Source organism: Pokkaliibacter sp. MBI-7, from assembly GCF_029846635.1.
GTDB lineage: Bacteria > Pseudomonadota > Gammaproteobacteria > Pseudomonadales > Balneatricaceae > Pokkaliibacter.
In genome coordinates this window covers 994,380-1,015,827 of sequence record NZ_JARVTG010000002.1, presented here as the reverse complement: position 1 = coordinate 1,015,827, position 21,448 = coordinate 994,380, and the positions used below count along the sequence as shown (strand labels likewise).

Below are 21,448 nucleotides of genomic sequence, written 5' to 3'. Positions count from 1 at the left end.
AGGCTGGCGGTTTACCAGACGCTGTATGCCGTTCAGGTACAACTATCTGCTACCCGAGTGATGCAGGGCAGGCAGATAAACATCTGGGATATGTAGAGGGTAGACAGATCGTAGCCGCCCGATACGGGTTGCCCACGCATCCGACAACTTATTTTTATACGCATGCATGGTGGCTATATGGGTGGTCGCCGCCGATGCACGGTTCCGCATATATGTCGATTTGATGACGAAAAGATGACAGCCGGTGCTGCTGTCATCCTGCCTGTTGTTATGGCTCTTAGTGATTGCGCACTTCCAGTCCTTCGTTCTTCAGTCCACTCATGGCGCTGACCAGCTCCTGGTCAGGGGTCGTCACCTGACCGGCCAGCGTGTAACTACGCGGAATGTCCTGATCGGCACCGTATTTAAAGTTAATGGTACCTGCGGCACGCTCCATATAGACGTTGGCACTGCTTGACCCTCCGACGAACAGTGTCGGTGTGGTAAAGCCTTCCTTATGCTGGCCTGTTTCAAAAATGGTGATGGATTTAATACGGCGGTTCTCCGGGTTCTCCAGCGCCTGCTTGACCTGATCGAGGCCGGCCTTGCCTTTGATAAAGTCAGCCTCCAGCTTCATCCGTGGCTCGTCCTTCAGCTCCAGAGTGACCCAGGTGTAGCAGTTGGGGCGATTGCGGATGTCATTGAGCACTCCGGCAAAGGCGGGGTCATCTTTCATCATCTGGCTGACCTGACTGGCCAGTGCATCCTTACGAGATGGTGCAACCGCTGCCGTCAGCATATTGAGCACACCGCCGTGGTCCAGATGCCGGGTGTTGTAGTGAGCCACCACGGCCTTGGCCACGGTCATCACATCGGTCTTGTTGGTAGCTGCTTCATGCTGAGTTTCGGTTGCGCCGATGCTGCTGAGTGCCGCGTACTGCTCGTCATTGGTATGGGTGACCACGCCAGACTCGACGAAGTGGTTCTTTAGCAGCTGTAACTGCTGTTTGATATCGGTCATCTCTCTGGCGACATTCACGACTTCCTGACTGGCGGCATCTTTGAATGCGCCGGCCAGACCGCTGAACAGCTTGTCCATGGTGCCGGAGGTGACGGCATCGGCCTTTTTCGACTGCACCTCGCCACGTACTTTGACGCCATTGTCTACTGCTACCGCTGCAGCGGTACGCAGGTTGGCAAAGGACGATAGCGTCGTCTGCTGATCCTTGGTGGTTGTAGTGCTTTCCCCGGTATCCGGGTCGGTGGAGGTAGTGGTCGTGTGGCCAGTCGTAAAACCTTCAATAAAGCCCAGCGTCGCTGCCAGGTCGAAGCCCGCGTTGGCGCTGTTCAGCACACCGCTCTTGTCATTGGTGCGATGTTTGGCTTTATCCAGCCCTTCATATTTCAGTTCGTCCTTATTGACGGAGACCAGATTGAACCCTCCCGTCAGGCCACCACCCAGACGCACACCCACGGTAGGATTGCCATCCTTGTCGGTCAGGTCCAGTCGGGCACGGGCGGTGAAGTTAAGTCCCAGATCAATACTGAAATTGGTCTTGGTACCGTGCATGGTGACGTGCTCCATGCCCTTGTTGAACAGCTCATCGGGCGTAATCTTGCCGCTGGTCAGGCCATCGACAAAGGCGTCGATGTCCTTGCCACGCACGTTGAAGATAAACTCATTATGCTGGGCTCGACCTAGTGCTAAGGTTAATCCTGCACCTGCCACCAGATCGGGTTTGAAAGTCATGTGATGCTCGTTGACGTTGACCGGTTTGTTGTTGCTTTCCTGCCCGGTGATTGCCGGCAGGGCATTTTTGCTGATACCGATATTGCCGTTGAAGGTCGGGCCCAGGTTGCGGCTGATGGTGACCTCAACCCCGTCATCCAGCCCATAAAACTCAAGATTGTAGTTGCGCTTCTGCTCCGCACCGGCACCGGGGAAGATGTCGACGGCTTTACCCTGCAGGGAATGGGGAATCACACTGGCCGAGGCATTGGTGTTGTAGCTGCGGGTGAAAATCACGTCATCCATCGGCTTGAGGGAGTGCAGCATGCCCTTCATTTCCTGATTCAGCTGCTGCTGATCTTTAGTCTGGGTGACGGCACGGGCAATCAGGTTGATGCCGTGATCTTCATGGCTGAAAGCACTGATCATGACTTTGGCTGAGTCATACATGCCTTCCACATCCTTATGACTGAGCATGCCGCGGTCGGTAAGATGCTTGACCTGATTCTTCTCGTACTGGTCATCGCGCAGCTGATTGAGATCATGCCTGAGGGTGGCCAGCTGGCCGGCGTCGGGTTGCTTGCCTGACAGCAACTCAGCCTTGTCGATCAGCTTGTCGAGCTTCTGCAGCATCAGGGTGTCGAGTACCAGTCGTGATTTGACCAGTGCCATCCTGTCACTGGGGTCACGCTGGCGGCCCATCATGATCTCGGTCTTCTGATGGCTCATGTTGACGTTGAGATCGGTAAAGGCTTTCAGCAGATGCCCGACATTACTGTCGGCGGAGGCGGGGGCGTGCTTCCAGGTGTTAAGCACTTCGGCACTCAGGGAGTGGCCGGAGCGGTTGGGGTTGAAGCTCTGTTTGAAGTCTTTGAATTTCGATGGTTTGTAGTCAAGCTTTAGCTCACCGCCTGCATCCAGCACACCCTGATGTTTACCCAGTTTGATCAGCTGACGCTCAGCACTCAGCTCCAGCTCGTTGCGCAGTGATTCGATTTCTGACTGTAACGCCTGACCGGCTTCGCCCAGATCCAGTCGCTCCAGACGGGTCTTGATATCCATCTTTTCGCGCTCGGGAGCGAGGCCTGATTTGAGCAGGGTATTGTTGGCTTCAAGTTCCTTGAACAGCGCATGTTCCTGCTCGTACAGCGGCTTCAGACCTTCACGCCCCTGCCACTGATGCTGCACGTAGTTGCCCGCAGTCTTGAGGGGGCGAGGGATTTCCAGGCTGGGCTTGAAGACATGCGCTTTCAGGCGGTCGGTAAACTTACTACTGATCTTGTTGGTTTCCATACCCAGTACGCCACCCACCTGAGCGGTTACTACGTAGTTGGCTCCGGTTGATCCAAACTTCATGCCTTTGGTGGCCAGCGCCAGGTTATCGAATAACTTGTCACGGCTGGTCGCCCCTTCGGCCGCTGGCTGTGGCGGCTGACGCTGCCAGCCATCGGCGCTGTGGCGCAGCTTCTGGCCATTGGCCGTCACCACCTGCAAATCGTGCTGTTCGCTCATGGACAGTTTGGCGCCGTGCAGTTCTTCGGGCAGTTCACGGTGCCGGACTTCGCGCCATTCGCCGTTCAGCTTGCTGCTCTTGGGGCTCATCCAGGCTTCCGCAGGCAGACGGAACAGTTTGCCTTCGTCGGTCAGCGCAAACAGGGTGTGGTCTTTATCCACCTGCAGGTGCGTTATTTCGCCCTGCAAGCCGTTCTGGTGGATGGGCACATCAGGGTGCATGGCACGGCTGGTGTTGGGGCGAACCGAACTGAACTTGAGTTCACCAGCATGAGTCAGGGTGACGGCCTGATAACTGTTGAGCACCGCCGCAGTCTTGATATCGCCGTCCGGCACGCCTTTGGGGCCACCGCCCAGCGCAGGGTTGCCACGGGTTTTAGTGAGAGAAAAGACGTTGTCGGTGCCAAAACGGATGCTGCTGCTGTTTTCATCGATAGTGATCTTTTTCAGCTTGCCACCCTGCAGGGCATAGGGTTGCCCATCGAGGCCTCGCTGTAAGTCTTCAACATTGTCAGCAGCCTTGGTCCACTCCTGAGTGAGTTTATCCTTGAAGTAGAGCGCGCCGTCGTGAGTGGCGAGGGTGCCATTCTTGCCGAAGTCCTGTTCCTGAGTACGCAGGTGGGCCTCCAGCAGACCGGGTTCAACCTTGCTCAGGCCCAGACTATTGTCGATATGCAGCACATCGGAGAGGTTCCAGCCGGGTTTGAAGGATTTGCCGGAGTCGTTCAGCGGGCAGGCGTGACGCTGTTTACCATGGTCCTTGACCAGCGCATGCAGTTCGCCGTTGTTGTCGTGGGTAAAGCCTTCAAACTGCACATCCTTGCCAAACGCATTCTGCAGTTCATGTTGTGGCAAGGTACTGAAGCGCAGCTCGGTTTGCCCGTCGGGCGGCACGCTGGCTTTGAGCAGACGGTTTTCATTATCAACAGCGAACACGTCCTTGCCGTGCAGAGCGATGCTGGTCAGACTGGCCGGTTCATTGTCCTGTCGGCCAACGAGATCGAGTCCCCCGGCATAGCGTGGCTGTAAATCGCGGGCGTCTTCAATGTTGGCCGAGAGCGAGGGCAGCAGGCAGATGGTGGCAGGAATGCCACCGGATGAGAGTTCCCCAGCACCTTTCAGCAGGAGTGCTGTTTCACCCTGTTTGTTAACGCTGAAGGCACTGATCGGGCTTTCGGTAGTGAAGCTGCTTTGCTCGGAGTCAAGTTTGAGCAGCTTGTTACCATCCTTGATGCCGTAGACTCCCTGATCCGCACCGGCGTTGAGCGCTTTTACGCCGCTCTGGTCTTCTTTCCAGAGCTCCAGCCCTGTCAGCTTGTACAGCTCACCTTCGTGTATACGCCAGTGGTTGCCGTTGGCATCGGCATGAATACCCGTTGCCTGGGCGAGAATGCTCGAATCGGCAGGCGCATGGCCTGTTTCACACAGATGGTCGTGAAGGGATGCTGGAGGCGTATCGGTTTTCATGACTGGCGTGGAGCTATGCAGGGCGATAAACCCGGTATGCACATCAGTGCTGAGTTGAAATACCTTGCCCTGCCTGTCCAGAAGCAACTGATCATGGCCCTGATTGCGGCTTTCATGAGCCGCATAGGTCTGGAACGGACGCCCCAGCGTCTGTTGCAGCAGGGTGGCGAGATGAGGGGAGGCCTCTTTGTCCACCGCCAGTTTGCCATTGATGAGCTGCATCTGTGGCGGCTGGATGGCTTCTGTAACAGTAAACGAGGGTAAGGATGACTGACTGCTGCTTGAGGAGTTTGAACCTGGCGGACTGTTCGGGGGTGTCTCCGGAGACTGTGAACTCTCACCTCGATGCATAATCAGCGGATCCGGCCGAAACGGAAGCGGTTCCAGCACCGGGCTGGATACGGGTTCCTTGCCGGGACGTTGGCTGGGAGGGGATGCTGTGCCTGTCTGTTCAATGTCGGATAAGTGGCTGTGTGTCGACGTTGCGGAATTAAATGAGGTTTGTCGGGATGGTATGGCATCGTCATCCAGTCCCTCGTTGTCTCCCTCGGGAATCGACTCAAGAATATCGACCTTGGGCTTGGCTTTTTCAAACGCACTGGCTCCGCGTTGTTGCAGAGCCGCTAAAGCAGCCTGCACATCGGCATCATCATCTGCCTCATCGGCTTCTGGCTCGACAGGAAGCTGAAACACATCCTCAGTGGCAAAAGCGGAAGGCCCACGGGCAAGCATGGCATCCAGCGCCTGCTGCACCTCCGGATCTTCAACCTCAGAGCCAGAATCCGACGCTGAGTCGTCGGAGATATGAAAGACATCCTCAGTGGCAAAGGCCGATGGGCCGCGGGCACGCATGGCATCAAGGGCTTGCTGTACCTCCGGGTCTTCGGCTTCTTCTGTCCGGGTGGGCGGGCCTTGTAGCTGGGAGGCTGAGTTGCTGGAACCGGGCGTGTCCAGAGCAGAACTCAGTACACGATTGCGCATGGTGGACCGTTTGTCAGACTGCTGCCCTTTAAAGGTATCTGATACAGGCTCATATCCCAGCTGATCTTCTTCAATCATTCTGACCAGCAGTGAGTTGGGAGGGTAGTGATGGGCCTGTCTGACAGGTGGAGGCGAAGACTCGCCATGCGTCTTCGCTTCCGATTTTTTGTGATGCCCAAGGCCCATGCCATGCATCAGTTTGGAGGTGAAGGACTTGCTTGATTTATGCTGCTCTGCCGGCGGATTACGTAGCAGCGCCTGAGCCTGTTCCGACAAATTGACATCACTACTGACGGGGTGAGTCCCGGCACGCAGCTGAGCCGACTGTCTGGCGCTGCTGCTGGCCTCATTTTTCTTACCAAAACCAAACTTGCCTTTCAGAAAGCCAGCCTTCTTGTGCTTCTGTTTGCCAACGGGCTGACCATCACTCGATTCTGTTCGCTGATGGAGCTGTGCCGGCAGTGTAGCCTCGCTGCCTTCCCGGGCCAGACTGATGGCCATTCCCTGAGTGCTGCTGTTACTGCCCTGACGCAGTGCAACTGGATGCTGATGCTGATTGCTGTTGTGGATACCGTGGATTTCATGACTGGAACTGCCAGGGATTCTTGTACTCATGTTCAGTGTCATCCGTTATATGTTGATGCCCATGCTCTTGTGGCATTTTTAATCAGCAAACGCCTCTAACCGGACGCTTACAGAGTCTTAGTGACGCGGTAAGCCATCCGGTTGCGTGAAAAATAAGGAGCAATCAGGAAATGTCCAGTGTGCCGGACTTGGGTATGACATACAGCTCTTTGACATTCTCGGTCTTGACGTTGTTGGCGTGTACCTTGACCGCGTTGCTATCACTCTGTAGCAGGTTAACCTTGCCGTTGGTGGCGGTGACGTTGTTGAGATAGATATCCCAGTCGCCTTGCTGACCACCGTTAGTGCGTACTAGCTTGCCAAAATCATCTGCCTGCACATTGTCGAGCTTCAGGGTGCCCGGGGCGTTGAGCTGGAAGATCTTGTCGGCGGCACCTTTGGCACTGCTGTTGGAAATTTCGACCGTACCGCTGCCTTTCATCGTCAGAGCATCTTCGCCGACATTGGTCCAGTGAACTTTGTCCAGTTTGGCATCACCCTTGGTATGAATACCGTCTGCGCCGTTATTACCAATAATCACGTTCTCCAGCTTTGCTCCATCTTCGAGAATAAACAGCGGCTTCTGATTTTCTGACTGGCCACCATCACCCAGTTTGCTACTGGCGGTGTAGGTCTGACCATCGCCATTAAAGGTTTCGCCGGCTTTCACGACGATGGGTTCATCCAGCACGATGGGATTGGAGGAGGCTTTGGGGAACATAGCGGTGGCAACATTGCTGGCGCCTGTGCTGGAACTGGTGGAGCTGTTATTAGTGACGGTCGATTCGCCGTTGCTGGTGGTAGGGGAAGACGCCGGGCTGCTGTCTGACTTGCTGGTGTCTCCCTGACTGTAGCCTCCGCCTTTACCTGTTTCTGCGGGCGTCTGCGGGCTGGTGGGATTACCAAAGGATTGTGGGTTGTTGTCCATCATCTTGCCGACGTCGCGGCTCAGTGGTTTGGTCGTATCAGACAGCTGGTTGCCATTGCCATTACTGCTAAACAAGTTATTCAGCAATTCCTTACCCAGATCCTGCAGCATATTGTTGCTGTTGCTCTGGCTGCTAAACGGGTCTTGCGGGGATGACGAGTTACTGTTGCCTCCTGACTGGTTCTGTCCCAGACCCTGTAGTGCCTGCATCAGCGCCATGACCAGTTGCCTGAGCGGGTCATCACCCTGGCTTTGACCCGTCTGATCGGGTTGTTTGCCCGCGTTGGCTTGAGAACCACTGTTTAAACCGGTGGAAGACGACTGGGGCCAGTCGTTGGAGAGGGGTATGCGTATTTCAAGGCTGATCATGGTGCTCTTCCTCAGCATAGCGACGTTCGTTAACTGACAAAGCGGACGGCAAAAACCTTGTCGTGAAGATGCTGCATGAAGCCATGGGAGGCTTATTTGAGCAGCGGGCGTAGGCCTAAGCTGGGTGGTGAGGGCATTACAGTGGTTCCGTTTTTTTGCACATTTATCTGCACCGTTGTTCCAGCTGGCGGAGCCTGAACCGCAGCGCAGTGACACAAGCAAAAATGAATATCACGATGTGCTGATATTGCAATTTCGTCATTTGTGATTTCTAAATTGCTATATCGGTGTTGGGTATTGTCTCTATTAATTCTTATATTCTTTGTAGGGATAGTCCTACACTAATTGTTGGCGGTTTTTACGTATATTGTTGATCCAAAAATAAGCCGTCTTGTTAATAGCTAATTTCCAAAATGTAAACAATTGGTAAGGGTTCCGAAGAACATGGTAAATGTTTATAAGGTGTTGATTTATAAGAATTAAATTGGTTTTTGTGCGAGTCTTGGATAGATTTTAACTATACGGTTAATATTCTTTCTTAATTGATATTGATTAATTCTCTTTGCTATATCTTTACCCGCCGATTGCATTTGATAGGAATTTGTTTCAGATGAAATCGATTTAGCGTACTTCGAATTGCAGCAGCTACTGCGTAGTGAAGGGTTATAAGGGGATGGATATGCAGAGTATCAGTGCGATGCCAGTCAATACTGCCAGTGAGAGTCCGGCAGTCATCAATATCGAAGCACTTTGTCGTACACAGAATGAGCGGCTCAAGCGCTTTATCCAGAAGCGTATCTGGAACCGCGAAGATGCAGAAGATGTACTGCAGCTGACCTATCTGGAGGCCATGCGCTGTAAAGACAGATTCAATGGTGGTTCAAAACCGGAAACCTGGCTGTTTGGTATCGCAGTGAACCTGACCCGTAATTACTTCAAGCGTCACTATGGTCAGCCGCAGCTGGACGAAATGACGGACGTGCTTTTGTCAGAGCTACAGAGTGAAATCGAAGATGATCCCGGCATGCTGGTCGAGCATGAGCGGATGCTTGATCGTGCTGTCGCAGCCATGGATGCCTTACCTGATGACATCCAGTCCATGTTTCAACTGATTGTGGATGCTGAGTACAGCTATCAGGATACCGCTGACCATGTTGGGGTACCGATTGGCACTATCCGCTCACGCCTGTCGCGCGCACGACAGAGCCTGAAACGGCATATGGAGATGTAAATGGGAGATATAGTGAGGCCATCCGCTCATTATCAAGGCTGGCCTCTGATGTATACGGCTTCTATGCCGCTGGCATCAGGCAGAGCGCTCGTACCCGCGACGTATACTGAGCCGTGCTGCTTAGCCCGGAGGATGATTCCAGATATCCTGATCGCGGAAATAGTCCGCCAGAAAATCGACAAAGTACGTAATCTTGCAAGGCACATGCGTACGGTGCTGGTAGATGGCATAGATGCCCACCGGTGGCCGGCGGTGCTGCGACAACACTTCTACCAGTGATCCCTCGCGCAGATAGGACAGCACCATAAAATTGGGCTTGGTGATAATGCCCGCACCATGGGCTGCTGCTTCACACATCGCCCGTCCATTATTGCAGGACATGGTCCATCGGCTCTTCTGTAATGCACCGCCGAATTCGCGGCCATTCATCACATAACGTAAGGTCTGATGCTCGCTCAGCTCCTCCAGGGTTTGCGGGGTGCCGTGCTTACGCAGGTAGCGCGGAGCTGCATAGTGGCTGAGATAGGTGGTACTCAGACGTTTGGCAACCAGCGTTGAGTCAGGCAAGTCACCAATACGGATCGCGACATCCAGCCCTTCATCAATCAGGCTGACAAACTGGTCACTGAGATTGATATCCAGCTGAATCTTCGGATGGCTCTGCTGAAAGGCGGTAAAGACATCCATCAGGTACATGGTAGAGAAATCAATGGGAGCACTGATTTTCAGCACACCCTGCGGTTCCTTGCCCTGTTGCTCGATCATGCTCTCAAGCTCGCCGAGGTCGGTCAGAATCTGCTGGCACTTTTCATAGTAGAGCATGCCAATTTCAGTCGGGCTGACTCTGCGCGTGGTGCGGTTAAGCAAGCGTACCTTGAGGTGAGATTCCAGCGCGCTGATTTGCTTACTGATCTGTGCGGTTGATACACCAAGATCGGTGGCTGCACTGGCAAAGCTTTCCAGGTCAACGATTCTGCAAAAGCACTGCATGGCATTGAGGGTGTTCATGAGGCGGCCTGTACTGCGTGATGCGAAAAAACATTCCAGCCAATATCCCTAAAAAAATATCTGCCATCAATTGCGGCTCAAACGTTTAAGTATATTGGAGCTGTCAGTTGAAATATTGACTTCATGATATGTAGGGAAAGCCCTACAAAGATTTGCAGTACTCCTTCCTTTTATACCGTCCGGTCAGATCCGCGCAGTATCAGCGGGGGCTGCAAATAGTCAGATTGCTCAGTAATTGAGCGACAGGAAGGGAACACAGACCTGAACTCTGACCACCTATTGCCAGCAGGTAACGATTATCTGATTGCAGGTTAAACCGGGCGCACATACGCAGTAGATCCTGAACACCTATTGAGCAGCAGGTGGCGGTAAATGATTCATCAGCAAGGCACATTGCACGACATGGAAGGGGGCAGATCCAAGACGTTCCGCAGGTCCGTCCGGCGCTTCGTTTCCCTGCATCTGCTGATCATCGTCGCCTCCCTGGCCGGGTTGCTGGCCAGTAGCTGCCTTGCTGATACGGCCAGCCGTTCGGTCAAGGCGGCCTATCTCTATAACTTTGCGCTGTTTACTGAATGGCCCGAGCGTATTGGTGCGCCGTTCCGCCTCTGTGTGCTGGGCGACTCCTCGATGGACGAAGCCCTGCACCGACTGGAGGGCAAACCCGTGCAGCAGGGCTCACGGGTAGAGATTGTCCATACCGAACTGGATCAGGACTGGAGCAGTTGCCGCATGTTTTTTCTCGACAGCGAACATCAGGACAGCCTCAGTCAGGCATTGCACAAGCTGGCATCGTTGCCGGTGCTGACGGTGGCCGACGGAGAAGAAGGCGTACCCCGTGGCTTCATGATTGGTCTGGCCAACCGGGACAACCGTCTGCAGTTCGATATCAATCTGTATGCAGCACGCAATGTGGGGCTGAACTTCAGCGCCCGCCTGTTGAAGCTGGCCAATGATGTGGCTTCGCGCTAGCGCCAGAGAGGGAGATGAGATGGCGACCACTGAGACAAAATACCGCACGATTCGCTGGCAGCTGGTGATGCTGGGGGTGCGTCTGACCGCACTGGCACTGGCGATATTGCTGATATGCACCCTGAGTTATGAAGTGCTTGGCAAGCGTCAGGCTTTGCTGGCAGATATGCAGGTGAATGCCAGCATTACCGGGCGCAACATCGCCGCTGCCATTGTTTTTGGCGACAAAGGCGATGCGCAGGAGGTACTATCGGCGCTGGAGGTGGTGCCCGCTATTCGTCAGGCATCCGTGTTCCTGCCGGATGGGCAAGTGCTCGGACATTTTGCGCGGGCAGGTGACACGACCTGCCAGCCGTTGCAGGCGAACGGGCAGGGTTGGCATCTCAGCTGGTGCAGCCTGACGCTTTATCACCCTGTGACGCTGCACGAGCAGGTGATCGGCACCCTCGCTCTTGAAAACAGTCTGGCCGCACTTTATCGCAGTCTGGGTTTTGACCTGTTGTTCGGCCTGCTGGCGGTGATTATCGCACTGGCAGTCTCTCATCAGCTCTGGTGGCGCTTTGCCACCCGCCTGACCAAGCCCCTGTATCAGCTGTTCCAGCTCACCCAGAAAGTTGAGAAGTATCAGGACTTCAGTCTGCGTGCTGATGTACTGCCTGACAATGAAGTGGGGCAGCTGGCCCACAGTTTTAACCGGATGATGGGCCAGCTTCAGCGCCACCACTCGCGCTTGAGTGAGGAGCTTGAGCAACGCAAGCTGGCGGAGTTTCGGCTCAATCAGCTGGCTTACTACGACAACGTCACCTCTCTGCACAACCGCCATTACTTCAAGGAAAAGCTGGAAGAGGTTGTTCTTCAGGCGGAGCTTCAGTCAGGCAGCTGTGCGGTGCTGTTTATCGATCTGGATGGCTTCAAGAAAATCAATGATACCCTTGGCCATGAGGCCGGTGATGATCTGCTGCGACTGGTAGCTGAACGCCTGCAGTCCAGTGTGCGTGGGCATGACATGGTGTGCCGGCTGGGTGGTGATGAATTTGCCATCATCATTCAGCATCAGGCCAGCAGCAGTCAGCTGGAGTATCTGGGTAATCGCCTGCTGGAGGTGATGTCACCGTCTTTCAACGTGGCGAACACCAAGGTCTTTGTCACTGCCAGTATTGGTGCCTGTCTTTATCCCGAACAGGCTAAGGACAAGCACTCACTGGTGCGCTATGCCGATATGGCCATGTATCAGGCCAAGGAGCAGGGCAAGAATGCCTACTGTCTCTACCTGCCCGGCAGCGTTGACGACATGGATATCAAGTTTCGCCTGGAGCATGACCTGCACGATGCTATCCAGCAGCGTCAGCTGGTATTGGAATATCAGCCGCTGTACGGCTCGCAGAGCCATGAGCTGTTTGGTTTTGAAGCGCTGTTACGCTGGCATCACCCCGAACTCGGCGCCATTGCACCCAGTGAGTTTATCGGCATTGCAGAAGACTGCGGCCTGATCATCCCCATTGGTGAATGGGTGTTGACTGAGGTCTGCACCCAGCTGACCGAGTGGCAGAGGATCAAGCCAGACCTGCGTGTCAGCATTAATTTGTCGGGCTATCAGCTTCGCAATGAACCGGCCATGGCTAGTCTCTGTGCCATTCTGGAGCGCTTTGCCCTGCCGGAAGGCAGCATTGAGCTGGAGCTGACCGAGGGCTCACTGCTGGAAACCACCGAAGTGATGCGTACCCGGCTGCAGCAGTTGCTGCGGGTGGGCTTCCTGCTGGCTATTGATGATTTCGGCACCGGCTACTCTTCGCTGTCCTATCTGCATTGCTTCCCCTTCAATCGCATTAAGGTGGACCGCAGCTTTGTCTCCCGCCTGAACAACGGCCGCGAAAGTCTGGCCCTGATCAAAGCCGTGGTGGCGATTGGCGAGGCGCTGAATATGGAAGTCATTGCTGAAGGAGTGGAAGACGAAATGCAGGCCAAATTGCTGCGCGATATTGGCTGTGACCAGATGCAGGGCTACTTCTTCAGTCGCCCGGTGCCCGCCATGCAGGCCACCCAGATTCTGGTGGCAAGAAATCGCTCTGCTGACCGGGAGCGGGTGAGAAGTGGTGTGGGGACATAAGGATGTATTCGGCGTGGGGGCGGCAACAGCCGGATCCGTCGCTGATGCTATCTTCGTTTATACAATGAGGTTCTGAAGTACAGGGCAAGGCAGGTCAATCGCCCTGCTTTCTGCTATCCGGCAGGCTGAGCCCTCTCCCGAGGGCTCAGTGCTATTTTCCTGATACGTGCTTTTACTGAGTTTTCCTCTACTGAACTTTCTTCTACCAGGCTTGCCTTTCCAAAGCTTTCTTCTGTTCAGCTTTGTATGGCTGAATTGTTTGCTGAAAGCGGGGAAACGCCACCGCCGACAAATCACTATAAAGCGTTGAAATCCAGACAAGTCGCCAGACGGGGCAGTCCCTGCTCATTCAGTTCCAGTCGCAACGCCAGTTCACAGGGGCCAACAGGCTGGTGATTCACCTTGCGGCTGAATTGATAGACCCACTCCACCCACTGCTCATCTGTTGCCAGGGCTGTCGCATCGCTATTGCCGCTGTTGATGACCACCAGTAAGCGCAGTGACATGACCCGGATCACCAGGGTATGGAACCATTCGCGCAGGCTAAGGCCGTAATCCTGACCGGCCGAGGTGTTGGACAACAGCGGAAAGCCGGTTCGGGTTATTTCTGCGGCGGTATAGCGCTGCAGTCGCTGATCCAGCGCTTTGCTGAACTGAGCATAGTAGTGCTGATAACGCGGTTGCAGACGAAACTCAGGCTGGCCTTCGGTGGGCAGCACATCAAAGGCATTGAGGACGCCCTGACGCATACTTTCCGGTGTGCCGGGCCGATCCAGCTGCTCCAGCAGGACGACCAGAGGCAAGGTGGAAGAGCCGGGCGTATTGGCATTACTGGCTGGCTGCCGTGCGACCGGGCTGTCGAACAGTGTTTGCCACTCGGTCACAGGCTGCTGCTCCATCGCTTCCACCTGCAGGGCTAACCGCTGTAATACCTCTGGCAGGCTCCGTTCACTATCCAGTATCTGGCCAATCAGCGCCGTCTGTAGCTGTTGCCAGCGGGAGGCATCCAGCCCCTGCGTCTGTTGCTGAATCAGCCCCTGGCCGTCCTGATGATGGTCAGGCAGTACACTGTCAACCAGTGCGAAAGGGTGAGCATCTGTCAGGCACTTGCGGGCAATTTCGGGACAGCTGAGGGTGCCTGCCTTGGTCTGGAAGTGGTCGAAGGCGCGGTACATGCGCGGGTAGTTCATGCAGGTATCGGACAGCAGGGATTCGCCATAGTCGCGGTGAATGGCGCAAAGGCCCTGATCCAGTGCCGGGCACTGCGCCTTGTCGCGGCGCATATGATAGCCCGAGTCATCTTTGGCGATGATGTCATACAGGGCCGGGTAGGTGTGCTGGTACAGCCTGGCGTGCTTTTCATCGATGGCGATGCGCCAGTCATCATGGCAACAGTTATCCGGGCAGCGGTCTGTCAGACAACGGAACTCTTCGATATAGGCAAAGGCCAGAGTGGTGGGCTGCGCCATGGTTTTCCCTCAATCTGCATGACTTTGATGCCTTGAGTGGCGCAAATGCCTGATCGGGTTCGGCCTGGGGCGTTGTGTTTAGATGGCTAAAAAACAGGCCCGATAAACAGCATCGGGCCTGCAAAGGGTGATAACAGCTTGTTCCGAAAGACGGAGCGTGGAGGCGTCAATTACCAGCCACGGTAATCCTTGACGTTGTCTTTGTTGACCAGTTCAGCCGGAATCAGGATGACCTGCTGGTCAGGCATGGTGCCGTTGAGCATGCCGTATCCCACTTCAACGGCTTTTTCCGCCATCAGGTTGGGGAACTGGGCTGCAGTGGCCACCAGCATGGATTCAGGTTTCTTCAGGTCTTCCTGTGCTACCGGTGCACCATCGACGCTGGTGATGATGAAGTCGCTGCGACGTGCCTGCTTGGCGGCCAGTTCCGCACCGATAGCGGTTGGGTCATTGATGGCAAAGACGCCTTTCAGTTTGGGGTAGGCGGTGAGCAGCGAGGTCATTTTCTCCAGCCCGCCTTCACGGCTGCCACCTGCGTTCTGCTTGTCTGACAGCAGCTTGATATCGGGGTACTTGCTCAACACGTTCTTGCAGCCTTCGACGCGATCAACCACGGCGGATACGGGTGGGCCGTTGATGATCACCACGTCACCCTTGTATTCCATCTGCTTGGCCAGAAACTCACAGGCAATATCACCAGCCTGAACGTTGTTGGTGGTGATGGTGGCATCGGCACCTTCGGCTGCTACATCGACTGCCAGTACCTTGATGCCTGCCGCTTTGGCACGCATGACGGCTGGGGCAATCCCTTTCGGATCAGCAGCAGAAATCAGAATCAGGTCGACTTTCTTGGCGATAAAGTCGTCGATCTGGCTGACCTGACGCTGCAGATCGTAGGCGCTGGACACCACGGTCACCTTGACGTTATCACCGCCGAGTTCTTTGGCTTTCTTTTCCGCGCCCTTAGCAATCTGCACAAAGAAAGGGTTACCCAGGTCAGAGACTGACAAACCGATGGATTTCAGCTCGGTGGCCTGAGCAGCGGTGATGCCAAGGCTGGCAGCAAATACGGCAGCGACACTGGTTTTTAGCATTTTTTTCATCGTGTACGTTCTCGTTCAGGGATTGCTCGTTGGATCGAATGGGGGTGGTCCGGTGAGGGCGTTGTGTACGCCCTCAGGTGCGGGCACCCGAGGAGCTGCGATACTTGTCGAGGATCACAGCGAGGATGATGACAGCCCCTTTGATGACGAGCTGCCAGAAGTAAGACACATCCATCAGTACCAGTCCATTGTTGAGGGTGGCGATGATCAGCGCGCCAATCAGGGTGCCGATGATGGTGCCGACACCGCCGACAAAGCTGGTCCCGCCCAGAATTACCGCGGCGATGGCATCCAGCTCATAGCCGATACCCAGATTGCCGTTGGCACTGTACAGGCGTGAGGCGCTCATCAGCCCGCCAAGGGCAGAGAACAGGCCGCTGATGGCATAGACGAACAGCAGAATGCCGCCGACCTTGATACCGGTAAGACGGGCCGCCTGCATGTTGCCGCCAACGGCATAGATGCGTACGCCGAGCACGGTGTGGTGCAGAATCAGCCAGCTGACCAGAATGACGGCCAGTGCAATGATGACCAGCCAGGGGAAGGGGCCAAGATAATCGTTGCCGATCCAGGCAAAGCTGATGTCGGCATTGAACAGGGTCTGGCCGTCTGCCAGCAGGTAGGCCACGCCACGCAGGGCGGTAAAGGAACCCAGGGTGACGATAAAGGGCGGCAGCCCGACAAAGGCAATCAGCAGGCCATTGGCAAGACCCATGCCCAGACCCGTCAGCAGGGTAAGGGGGACGCTCCATCCGGCAAATCCGGGGTCAAGGCTCAGAGCGAGGGCGACCACTGCGGAGGAGCCGAGAATGGCGCCGACCGACAGATCGATTCCCCCCGTCAGAATGACAAAGGTCATGCCTGCGGCCAGCACGATATTGATGGAAGCCTGCCGGGCGATATTGAGCAGGTTGTCCTGAGTCAGGAAGTTTTCAGACATCAGCGAGAAGATCAACGCCAGGATGATCAGCACCGGCAGGATGCCCATCGCCCGCATGATGTTTTTCAGCTCGCGTGGTTTCCCGGGCTGAGCCGTAGCGGTCAGTGTTGTTGTATTCATTGGTGACTCCGTAACGCAGGGAATTCGGTTCAGGCCGCGGTAGCCAGCGCCATGATGGCTTCCTGAGTGGTGTTGCCCGGCAGCTCACCGGCGATATGGCCATCGCGCATGACCAGTACCCGGTCACTCATGGCCAGAATTTCCGGCAACTCGCTGGAAATCATCAGCACCGCCACACCACGCAGGGCCAGCTCACTGATGGCCCGGTAGATTTCACTTTTGGCGCCGATATCCACGCCGCGGGTTGGCTCGTCGAGAATCAGCACTTTGGGGGCGATTTCCATCCAGCGTGCTACCAGCAGCTTCTGTTGATTACCGCCGGAGAGGGAGCCTGCGCTGACGTTGCGATGGGCAACCTTGACCTTAAGCTCGTCAATGCATTCATCCGCGCGCTGATTGAGGCGGGGATGTTTAAGCCAGCCCAGCCAGGAAAAGCTCGGTAACACGTTGAGCAGCATGTTGTCGCGGGCACTCATATCGAGGAACAGGCCCAGCTCCTTGCGGTCTTCGGTGAGATAGCCAATGCCTGCGTTGATGGCATCCTGCGGATGTCTGAATTGCATGGTCCGGCCCTGCATGGAGAGCGAGCCGGCACTGGCCTTGCTTGCACCAAAGATCAGTTTTGCCAGCTCGGTGCGGCCTGAGCCCACCAGACCGGCCAGACCGACCACTTCACCTGCGCGCAGGCTGAGCGAGCAGGGGGCGACGTCAGTCCCGTCGGTCAGGCCGTCGATTTGCAGCACGGTGTCGCCAAAAGCGTGAGGCTGGCTTTTCTGATACAGCGAGGTGAGCGGGCGGCCAACCATCATCTGTACCAGGCGTTCAGCATCAATCTGCTGCTTTTCCAGCGTACCGATATAGGTGCCGTCGCGCAGTACGCTGACCCGGTCAGCCAGAGCATAGATTTCAGCCATACGGTGGCTGATGTAGACGATGGCCAGCCCCTGGTCACGCAGCTGGCGGATCACCCGGAACAGGGCCTCGGTTTCTCGGTTGGAAAGTGCAGCGGTGGGTTCGTCCATCACCAGCACCCGGCACTGCCTTAACAGTGCCCGGGCGATTTCCACCTGTTGCTGTTCAGCAATGGACAGGCTGGCGACCTTGCAGTCAGCGGCAAAACTGCACGACAGGCGCTGCAGTACCTGCGTGGCCTCCCGATTCATGGCGGCACGATCCACGCGCCAGCCTTTTTTCAGCTCGGCACCGAGAAACAGGTTTTCCGCCACGGTGAGATTGGGCGAGAGCTTGATTTCCTGATGGATGATGGAGATACCTGCCGCTATGGCATCGGCGGGGCCTTTCAGCTGGCAGGCCTTGCCATCCAGCAGGATGCTGCCGTCATCAGCCTGATATACACCGGACAGAACCTTCATCAGCGTGCTTTTGCCTGCGCCGTTCTCGCCCATCAACGCCAGGATTTCCCCCGGATAGAGTTGCAGATCCACGCCCTTGAGGGCATGTACTGCGCCGAAGCGTTTGCCGATGTTTTGCATCACCAGCAGCGGGGTCAGTTCGGCAGGAGTCGGTATCGCCGCGTGCATCTCGGCCTCCGGTCAGTTGTTCTTGAAATTGTTTTCTGATGGAGGGGATTACACAGGGCTTATGTGAATGGCAGATTTGATCGGGGCATGGGCCCGTTAACATTTGAAATATTCGTGATTGAAAACATTGGTGATTGTGAAGGGCAGAGAGGCGGTCTTTTCCGCAAATATTGATCGATTCTATTCTGACCCCATGAGTACAATCGGCGAGGAGCTGACGGTACAAAGGTTGCATTGGCTGCCGTCACGACTACCGTGCAAGATCACTGTGAGTAGTTTTTCTTTCTTCAACAATCAGGTGACCACAGATGAAATTAGTCAGTACCAGCTTCAAACATGGGGATGCGATCCCGCCCCGTTTTGCCTTCGGCAAGATGGACCCGAACAGCCATGTGGCGCTGTCCGACAATGTGAATCCCCATATGGCCTGGAGTGATGCACCGGCAGGCACTCAATCCTTTGTGCTGGTCTGCCACGATTACGATGTGCCGAGCAAGGGAGATGATGTCAATCAGGAAGGCAAGGCTGTGCCTGCTTCATTACCTCGCGTCGATTTCTTTCACTGGCTGCTGCTGGACATCCCCGCCACGGTGAATGAAATTGCCGAAGGCAGCCAGAGTGCGGGTATTACTGCCCGTGGCAAGGCAGGCCCCGCTGCCGCGGAAGGGTTGCGTCATGGCATTAACGACTACACGGCCTGGTTCCATGGCGATGCAGATATGGGCGGCACCTATTATGGCTACGATGGCCCCTGTCCACCCTGGAATGATGAGATCCTCCACCATTATGTTTTCACGGTTTATGCGCTGGACGTACCCGGTATCGAAGTCAAAGGCAGCCTGACAGGGCAGAACATACTGGATGCACTGGACGGCCATATTCTGGGGCTGGCCAGTATGGAAGGGACATACACCCTGAACCCGGCAGTGGCGGGGTAAGGTCTGGTAGCCGGGCGGGCCTGACAGGCCATCCCGACTGAGGAAGACCACACCGGCAACATTAACGTGGTGGTCTGGTCGGCTACCGCCCGTGCCCAGAAGCAACCCTTCCTGACCGCCAGGCTGCTGCAGGTACAGGGGGTGCTGGAGCGCGAGGGGAGGTTATTCACGCTATAGCCGGGCGCATGACGGATCTGGGAGATCAGCTGCATGGGCTCGGCGTCCGTTCCCGCGATTTTCATTGACGGGTCATCTACAACCGCAATCACACCAGAATCACCATGGATGCCTATCGCCCACGCTTTGATCGTCATCATCGCCCGCCACGCAAGCCTCGCATTGCCGATGAAAACATCGACAGGCAAATCAGAGTGCTGCATCAGGCCATGGCAGAGAAACTACTGGCCCAGCCGGCGCTGGTGGAGCAGGTGCTGGCAAAACTGGAAGAACGCTACAGGGCAGGGCTGATCCGGCATGGCGCTTACATGACGTGGTTTTCACTGCTGGACAATATCGATAACCGCGAGCAGTTTCTGGCGGGGTTGCTGGATGATGGTTTCTACATGCGTAAGCTGCGTCGTCGCACCCCTTTTGTAGGTATTCTGACTGAAGAAGAGCGGCAGGCTGCGCTGCTCGCCGATGCGGTCGGGTAGTGGAAAAGAAGCGAGCTGGCATGGTTGAGCCTGCTGATGTCAGGTAGATTGTGCCCACATACAGGCATAGGTGCAGGAGGCCTTGTGGTCGATAAATCTACGCGGGCAATCAGGATACTGGCTGAAGACACCGAGGTGATAATCGGAATCTTCGTAGCTGTTAAAAGGACAGGTTGTTTCCCACCGGCTCCTTTTCTCAACGAGTTTCTTGAGCAGGGTCATGACCCCTGTGATCAGGATGGAAGAATGGACAGTTGGGAGCCCTTCAGCCTGTCATCCGAAGAATACCAAACCGTGTTGTTGTGGTGGTTGTCTCAGTACCCAGGTGCAATAGTGGAAGGCTTAGGTGCAGTGAACTGGAGTGACTGGACTAGTGAAATGCTGAGTTTTGAAAGGTAGGCGTATCCAGCGTCAACAGCGCAAAAGCATAAAAGCGCCAGGAGGAAATGATTAGGCCCTTGCTAATTCGGCGTGCGCAGACAGTTTTTAGTTGAGAAAAACGTCACTACCCATGGCCAGCTGACCGGGCAAAAGGCAGGGCCTGTAACAGGCTGAATGGTGCATGAATACTGGACTCAGGGAAGCTCAGATGACTTTTTACGTCATTTCCCTATATAATGTGCGGCCTTTAGCGCTGTACCGATGATCCGTCGATGCAGTCAGTACGTTCAGAAATGAGGAAACCGCGTGAGCACTTTGCCAGCTTGCCCCCAATGTCAATCCGAATACGTCTATGAAGACGGTAGCAATCTGGTCTGCCCAGAGTGTGCCCATGAGTGGAACCCGAACGAGGCGGCAACCGCTGAGACGGATAAGGTCGTGCGGGACTCCGTAGGGAATATTCTGCAGGACGGCGATACCGTTACCGTCATCAAGGATCTGAAAGTGAAGGGCTCTTCACTGGTGATCAAGGTAGGCACCAAGGCGAAGAATATTCGTCTGGTGGACGGTGATCATGATATCGACTGCAAACTGGATGGTATCGGTGCCATGAGCCTGAAATCCGAGTTCGTCAAAAAGGTCTGAGGTCGCTGCGCGATCCAGACTGATCAGTACCCAGCGTGAGGTAAGTAATGCTTGCTTCACGCAACCTCTCCGAGCTATCTCACCTGCAGACAGTCTCACCTCCAGACAACTCACCCAGGCGCAGTCATACCGGGCACGCAAGCCTGTTCTTCAAGGTTAACGCTGGTGATACGAAGTGATCGACAGTAGGCAACCATCCCTCATCAGAAATGCTGAAACGTCAGAAAAGCAGGAGGTCTTGCAGAAGGATGTCCCCTGAGCGGGGAAGGTCGTGCGGAGTCTTACGGCAGGGGAGGCGATGCGCGGCCCATCAGGCGTGGCGCGCACCGGCAACAGACAGCTCGTCTTTTTTGCTGACGAACAGGGCTTTAACTTTGTTGACGAAACCGGTGATGCAGGCCGCTACAAACTCAGCGCGTTCTACTTCTGCACGCAGGCGGATGATTTCAGTCTTGTCGTAGTGAGACAGGTCTACACGGTCCAGCAGTTCAACAACGCTCAGGTTTTTGATGTCGTCTTTCATGATGTGCTCCAGAAGTAGCTATTAGACTTTAGATGTAGGTATGTTAGTGCTTCTGCCGCGCTGCACAAAACGACATATTTTTAGGTGATTGCTTAGATATTTTCATTAATCGATATTGTCGAGGGTGGCTGAGTGCCTGTATTGATTGAAAGGGATGGAAACAACTCATTAATTTTTTGCAGTAAAGCCTGGAGCTGAACAGCCTTTCTATGAAGGCTTGGTGCTTAA

Annotated in this window: 14 protein-coding genes; 6 read left to right on the top strand and 8 right to left on the bottom strand. The window is 55.2% G+C overall.

The genetic code is table 11. From position 1 onward, the window contains the following. Window positions 1-277: 277 nt before the first annotated feature. Together QCD60_RS24355 and QCD60_RS24350 are read right to left on the bottom strand one after the other, a co-directional pair. Window positions 278-6,283 (bottom strand): AvrE-family type 3 secretion system effector, encoded by a 6,006-nt coding sequence (locus QCD60_RS24355; RefSeq protein WP_279789298.1) that lies wholly within the window; start codon window positions 6,281-6,283, stop codon window positions 278-280. Between the two features lie 133 nt (window positions 6,284-6,416). Next, complete coding sequence (locus QCD60_RS24350; RefSeq protein ID WP_279789296.1) at window positions 6,417-7,589, bottom strand: pectate lyase; 1,173 nt, start codon at window positions 7,587-7,589, stop codon at window positions 6,417-6,419. Window positions 7,590-8,268: 679 nt separating this feature from the next. Between QCD60_RS24350 and QCD60_RS24345 the strand changes: the two genes are divergently transcribed. Further along, a complete protein-coding gene (locus QCD60_RS24345; RefSeq protein ID WP_279789295.1) occupies window positions 8,269-8,820 on the top strand; it encodes an RNA polymerase sigma factor in 552 nt (183 codons plus the stop codon). A gap of 120 nt (window positions 8,821-8,940) precedes the next feature. On the opposite strand, the gene QCD60_RS24340 is transcribed toward QCD60_RS24345, so the two are convergent. Next, complete coding sequence (locus QCD60_RS24340) at window positions 8,941-9,828, bottom strand: LysR family transcriptional regulator (RefSeq protein ID WP_279789293.1); 888 nt, start codon at window positions 9,826-9,828, stop codon at window positions 8,941-8,943. Between the two features lie 372 nt (window positions 9,829-10,200). Between QCD60_RS24340 and QCD60_RS24335 the strand changes: the two genes are divergently transcribed. Both QCD60_RS24335 and QCD60_RS24330 read left to right on the top strand, forming a co-directional pair. Further along, entirely contained in the window at window positions 10,201-10,800 is a 600-nt protein-coding gene (locus QCD60_RS24335; protein WP_279789291.1) for a YfiR family protein, read from the top strand. Between the two features lie 19 nt (window positions 10,801-10,819). Further along, a complete protein-coding gene (locus QCD60_RS24330; RefSeq protein WP_279789289.1) occupies window positions 10,820-12,907 on the top strand; it encodes an EAL domain-containing protein in 2,088 nt (695 codons plus the stop codon). A 296-nt stretch (window positions 12,908-13,203) separates the two neighbouring features. On the opposite strand, the gene fliB is transcribed toward QCD60_RS24330, so the two are convergent. The 4 genes from fliB to QCD60_RS24310 form a co-directional block, all read right to left on the bottom strand. Continuing rightward, window positions 13,204-14,376: a flagellin lysine-N-methylase gene (gene fliB / locus QCD60_RS24325; RefSeq protein ID WP_279789287.1), complete on the bottom strand. Its 1,173-nt coding sequence runs from the start codon at window positions 14,374-14,376 to the stop codon at window positions 13,204-13,206. Between the two features lie 170 nt (window positions 14,377-14,546). Continuing rightward, the gene (locus tag QCD60_RS24320) at window positions 14,547-15,479 is read right to left on the bottom strand and encodes an ABC transporter substrate-binding protein (RefSeq protein WP_104153959.1); all 933 of its coding nucleotides are present in this window, start codon (window positions 15,477-15,479) and stop codon (window positions 14,547-14,549) included. Window positions 15,480-15,552: 73 nt separating this feature from the next. Further along, window positions 15,553-16,539: a ribose ABC transporter permease gene (locus tag QCD60_RS24315; protein ID WP_279789283.1), complete on the bottom strand. Its 987-nt coding sequence runs from the start codon at window positions 16,537-16,539 to the stop codon at window positions 15,553-15,555. A gap of 29 nt (window positions 16,540-16,568) precedes the next feature. Next, on the bottom strand, window positions 16,569-18,080 hold the full coding sequence (locus QCD60_RS24310; protein WP_279789282.1) for a sugar ABC transporter ATP-binding protein: 1,512 nt from the start codon (window positions 18,078-18,080) through the stop codon (window positions 16,569-16,571). Between the two features lie 308 nt (window positions 18,081-18,388). Here QCD60_RS24310 and QCD60_RS24305 point away from each other — a divergent pair, with 308 nt between their 5' ends. The 3 genes from QCD60_RS24305 to QCD60_RS24295 all read left to right on the top strand — a co-directional run bounded on the left by QCD60_RS24305 (window position 18,389) and on the right by QCD60_RS24295 (window position 20,697). After that, the gene (locus QCD60_RS24305) at window positions 18,389-19,018 is read left to right on the top strand and encodes a YbhB/YbcL family Raf kinase inhibitor-like protein (RefSeq protein WP_104153956.1); all 630 of its coding nucleotides are present in this window, start codon (window positions 18,389-18,391) and stop codon (window positions 19,016-19,018) included. A 281-nt stretch (window positions 19,019-19,299) separates the two neighbouring features. Next, the gene (locus tag QCD60_RS24300) at window positions 19,300-19,671 is read left to right on the top strand and encodes a hypothetical protein (protein ID WP_279789279.1); all 372 of its coding nucleotides are present in this window, start codon (window positions 19,300-19,302) and stop codon (window positions 19,669-19,671) included. Window positions 19,672-20,358: 687 nt separating this feature from the next. Beyond that, entirely contained in the window at window positions 20,359-20,697 is a 339-nt protein-coding gene (locus QCD60_RS24295; protein ID WP_279789277.1) for a zinc ribbon domain-containing protein YjdM, read from the top strand. 310 nt (window positions 20,698-21,007) lie between these two features. Here the strand turns inward: QCD60_RS24295 and QCD60_RS24290 are convergent, their stop codons facing one another. After that, window positions 21,008-21,220 (bottom strand): hypothetical protein, encoded by a 213-nt coding sequence (locus tag QCD60_RS24290; protein ID WP_104151513.1) that lies wholly within the window; start codon window positions 21,218-21,220, stop codon window positions 21,008-21,010. Window positions 21,221-21,448 lie beyond the last annotated feature (228 nt).